The 4,326-nt window shown below is 60.9% G+C and carries 5 protein-coding genes; 4 read left to right on the top strand and 1 reads right to left on the bottom strand.

Annotated elements, in window-relative coordinates:
• The 4 genes from fdhD to P8Y64_13700 all read left to right on the top strand — a co-directional run.
• The coding region (gene fdhD, locus P8Y64_13715; GenBank protein MEJ2061518.1) for a formate dehydrogenase accessory sulfurtransferase FdhD at positions 1 to 742 on the top strand (742 nt) is incomplete at its 5' end.
• Positions 743 to 755: 13 nt separating this feature from the next.
• Positions 756 to 956 carry a formate dehydrogenase subunit delta gene (locus tag P8Y64_13710; GenBank protein MEJ2061517.1) on the top strand — a complete coding sequence of 67 codons (201 nt, stop codon included), beginning with the start codon at positions 756 to 758 and terminating at the stop codon, positions 954 to 956.
• A gap of 164 nt (positions 957 to 1,120) precedes the next feature.
• Entirely contained in the window at positions 1,121 to 2,551 is a 1,431-nt protein-coding gene (locus tag P8Y64_13705; GenBank protein MEJ2061516.1) for an OFA family MFS transporter, read from the top strand.
• Between the two features lie 360 nt (positions 2,552 to 2,911).
• Positions 2,912 to 3,820: a LysR family transcriptional regulator gene (locus P8Y64_13700; GenBank protein ID MEJ2061515.1), complete on the top strand. Its 909-nt coding sequence runs from the start codon at positions 2,912 to 2,914 to the stop codon at positions 3,818 to 3,820.
• 188 nt (positions 3,821 to 4,008) lie between these two features.
• Here P8Y64_13700 and P8Y64_13695 read toward each other — a convergent pair.
• On the bottom strand, positions 4,009 to 4,326 hold a 318-nt coding region (locus P8Y64_13695), incomplete at its 5' end, for an NYN domain-containing protein (GenBank protein MEJ2061514.1).

Here is a 4,326-nt window from a genome sequence, read left to right as displayed (position 1 = left end):
ACGCGGGCAGCGGCGCGTGCCGGAAGAGGTGCCGGTCGCGCTGCGGGTGAACTGCATCGATTACGCCGTCATGCTGGCCAGCCCGGCCGACCTGGAGGATTTCGCCTACGGGTTTATGCGCACCGAAGGGCTGATCGACTCGCCGGAGGACGTCAGGGCGCTGTCGCTGCTGGATCAGGATGAGGGAATCGTGGTCCGCGTGCAGCTGCGTTCGACGGCGGCGTTAAAGGGGCTGACGAAGGGGCGCCGGTTGGCCGGTGCGACGGGCTGCGGCCTGTGCGGCGTGCAGGCCCTGCGCGACGCGGTGCGTCCGGTCGAGCGCATCGACTCGGGCCTGAAGGTGACACCTCAGGCCGTTCGCCGCGCCGTGTCGATGCTGAGGGAATGGCAACCGCTGAACGCCAGCACCGGTGCATTGCACGCCGCCGCCTTCGCCACGGCGGACGGTGAGATTACTGTTGCCCGGGAAGACGTCGGCCGGCATAACGCGCTCGACAAACTGATCGGGTCGCTGCTTCGCGACGGCCGCGCGCCGCAGGACGGCTTCGCCGTGATGAGCAGCCGCTGCAGTTACGAACTGGTGCAAAAGGCGGCCGGTTTCGGCATCGGCATGCTGTGCACCGTCTCCGCGCCGACGGCGCTGGCCATTCGCCTGGCGGCCGACGCTAACATGACCCTGGTTTCCATCGCCCGCCCCGACTCATTTGTGGTGCTTGTCGGGGAAGAGCGTTTCGATTGGTAAAGGATAAAAACAAATGCAGACCGACAAGCTCGTGCACATGGCCAACCAGATAGCGTCCTATTTCGCGGCGTATCCGGAAGAGCGCGCCCGCGAGGAGGTCCTTGGTCACATCAAGGCCTTCTGGGAACCGCGCATGCGGGCTGAACTGGCTGCGCGCGCCTGCGAGGCGGACGGCCTGCACCCGCTGGCGCGCTGGGCTGCCAAACAACTATAGCTATAGCGGCGGACAACACCGCCGACACAAATCACTGCGTCGGCAGGGTTCCTGCGGTGAGAGGAACCCTGCGGGCGAAGTGAGACCACCACCCCTTTCAGGGGGATATAAAACGTGCACCTGGGGTCATCGACCAGCGTGCCACAGGAGGAGAGAGGTGAGTTATGAGTGTCTCTGACGAAGGCATCATGTCTAAAGGGCGCATCACCGCCCCGCGTAACTACAATCGTTGGCTTATTCCGCCGGCGGCGCTGGCAGTGCACCTGTCCATCGGTCAGGTGTACGCGCTGAGCGTATTTAATCTGCCACTGACGAAGATCATCGGTGTTACGCATCAGGCACCGGGTGACTGGCGTCTGACCAGCATCGGCTGGATCTTCAGTATCGCGATCCTGGTTCTGGGCCTGTCAGCCGCCTTCGGCGGTCACTGGGTCGAGCGGGTCGGCCCGCGCAAGGCCATGGCCGTCAGCGCCGTGACCTTTGGCGGCGGCTTCCTGGTCTCGGCGCTGGGCGTGCACACCCATCAGCTGTGGCTGCTGTACCTGGGCTACGGGGTGCTCGGCGGAATCGGGCTGGGCTTCGGGTACGTCTCGCCCGTGTCCACGCTGATCAAGTGGTTCCCGGACCGTCGGGGGCTGGCCACCGGCATGGCCATCATGGGCTTCGGGGGTGGGGCGATGCTGGCCTCGCCGATGTCCGTCGCCCTGATGAACCACTTTTCGTCGGCCACCTCGGTCGGGGTCGCGCAGACGTTCGTGGTGCTGGGCATCCTGTACCTGGTCGCCATCGGGTTCGGTGCGGTCATCGTGCGGGTGCCGCCGGACGGCTGGAAGCCCGCGGGCTGGAGCGGTGAAAACGCCGCCGATTCCGCCAAGGCCAGGCTGATCACCGACGGCCACGTGCACATCAACCAGGCGATGAAGACGCCGCAGTTCTACCTGATGTGGATGGCGCTGTTCCTGAACGTCACCGCCGGCATCGGCGTGCTCGGTCAGGCCTCCGCCATGAGCCAGGAGATGTTCCCGGGCGTCATCGCCGCGGGCGCGGCCGCCGGCTTCGTGGGCATGCTGAGTCTGTTCAACATGGCCGGGCGTTTCTTCTGGGCCTCGTTGTCCGACAAGATCGGCCGCAAGACCACGTTCAACACGTTCTTCATCCTGGGCATCGTCCTGTTCGCGCTGGTTCCGCAGACCGGCCACATGGGCGCCGTCACCCTGTTCGTGATCGGTTACATGGTGATCATCAGTATGTATGGCGGTGGTTTTTCAACCATTCCGGCATATCTGGCGGACATCTTCGGCACCCGCTTCGTGGGCGGCATCCATGGGCGCATCCTGACGGCATGGTCGGCGGCCGGCGTGGTCGGTCCGACGCTGGTGAACTACATCCGCCAGTATCAGATCGATCACGGCGTGGCCAAGGCGGATGCCTATACCGTCACCATGTACATCATGGCCGCCCTGCTGTTCGCCGGTCTGCTGTGCAACCTGAAGGTCAAGGAGGTGCACGACCGTCATCTGATGGAAGAAGGCGAAGATGAGGGCAAAAGCACTGATAAGGTGGGCGGTATGACCCCGGCCCGCGCGCATAGCTAACGATTACGGGAGGAGAACTTCATGTCGAACGAAAATAGTGATCATACCGTTCAGCTGGTCGTGACCTGGCTGGTCGTGCTGATTCCGCTGGTTATCGGCGTGGCATCGACCTTCGCAAAAGCGATAAAACTGTTCTGAGCTGCATGGTTGATTGTATTGCCCTGGCACCGATGTGAACGGTGTCAGGGCAATCCTTGTCGGATAGGATATCTTGCAGGGCGGTAAAGCACGGGAGCGAGGCAGCCCGCTGCGATCCGTGCTTCAGATGTGCATGACTTAAGCGGCCTGAAGCCCTGAAGCAGGGTGCAGGGCTATGTTCGAGCCTATCCGGACCACAAGCAAAGTCCGACAAGGACAACCATGGATATCAGACAGCTGGAATATCTCGTCGCTCTCGCGCAGGAGAAACACTTCACCCGCGCGGCGGAGCGCTGCAACGTAACCCAGCCGACCCTATCGGGGCGGATCCGCCAACTGGAGCAGGAACTGGGCGTTCCCATCGTGGAGCGCGGCCAGCGCTATCACGACCTCACGCCGGAGGGGCGCCGCGTCCTCCAATGGGCGCAGACCATCCTGGAAGACCGCTCCTCGCTGATGCAGGAGCTTACCGAACTGAAAGGGGGGTTGAGCGGCCGGCTGGTCCTGGGTGTGATTCCCTCGGCGCTGCCGATGGCCACCTCGGTGACCCGCGTCATGCGCGAGGCCCATCCCAGCGTGAGCTTCACCGTCCGGTCCGAGACATCGAACGAGATCCTGCGCGACGTGCAGGAATTTCACATAGATGCCGGGATCACCTACCTGGACAACGAACCGCTGGAACGGGTGGAGACGGTGCCCTTGTATACCGAGCGCTACCATCTGTTCCTGCCGGAACATCACCCCTGGGCTACCAAGAGCCACGTGACCTGGGCCGAGGCCGCCCAGCTACCCCTGTGCCTGCTCACGCCGAACATGCAGAACCGGCGCATCATCAACAAAATATTTCAGGCCGCGGATTGTAACCCGGAGGCCGAGATAGAAACGGACTCGGTGGTTCACCTGTGGGCACAGGTGCGTTTTTGCGGTTGGGCCAGCGTCATGCCCGAATACTTCAGTGATCTGTTCGGCAGCGAAAGCGGTATTCGCGGCATTCCGCTGCGCGAGCCTGAAGTCGAGTACGCCGTCGGTCTGGTCGCCCTGGCGCGTGAGCCGCTGTCGCCGATTATCCGCGCGCTCTTCGACGCTTGTCGTGACAATCCGTTGTTGCCGTTGGTGAATCCAGACGAATAAAGGGGGTGGGAGCTATTGAGATAGTAGGAGGTGGCGTGGTCTAGTTGTTGAGAAGAAGCTAATTCGGCGTGCAGGCCACATGTTGTCTTATTCGCAGTTCAAGCACATCAAGACCATTCTGCCGTAAGGGATGTTCATCGAAAGAGTGCCGACTGAAATAAAGCGTTTTGAAGGGGCGTCTAAGAAAATCACCACCCTTTGGGTTTGTGTAACTGTTTTGTTTTACTGCTAGTTTTATATTCGATTGTTTGTGGGAGTTGTGATTGCTCCAGCTCGTTTTCAGTAATGCCGTCTCTTGACCAGTGGGCAATTTGGGTAAGGGATCTGCTTTTCCGTGTGCTACTCGGGATAACTACTCCGCAGATAATATTCGGGAAATCATTTCTAACTAGTTGAATAGCTGGGGCAAGATCTGAGTCGTTAGATACGAGTACTACGTGATCATAGGAGCCTTGGACACAATCGCGATACATATGTAGGGCGATATTTACATCCGTTTGTTTTTC

It is taken from the genome of Gammaproteobacteria bacterium (assembly GCA_037388465.1).
Lineage (GTDB): Bacteria > Pseudomonadota > Gammaproteobacteria > SpSt-1174 > SpSt-1174 > JARRKE01.
The sequence above is the reverse complement of the archived record's forward strand: the minus strand, read 5'-3'. Positions and strand labels throughout refer to the sequence as shown.

Bases quoted from the DNA above. Each gene is read 5' to 3' on its own strand.
- P8Y64_13710 (MEJ2061517.1), top strand. From the start codon at position 756: ATGCAGACCGACAAGCTCGTGCACATGGCCAACCAGATAGCGTCCTAT.
- P8Y64_13705 (MEJ2061516.1), top strand. From the start codon at position 1,121: ATGAGTGTCTCTGACGAAGGCATCATGTCTAAAGGGCGCATCACCGCC.
- P8Y64_13700 (MEJ2061515.1), top strand. From the start codon at position 2,912: ATGGATATCAGACAGCTGGAATATCTCGTCGCTCTCGCGCAGGAGAAA.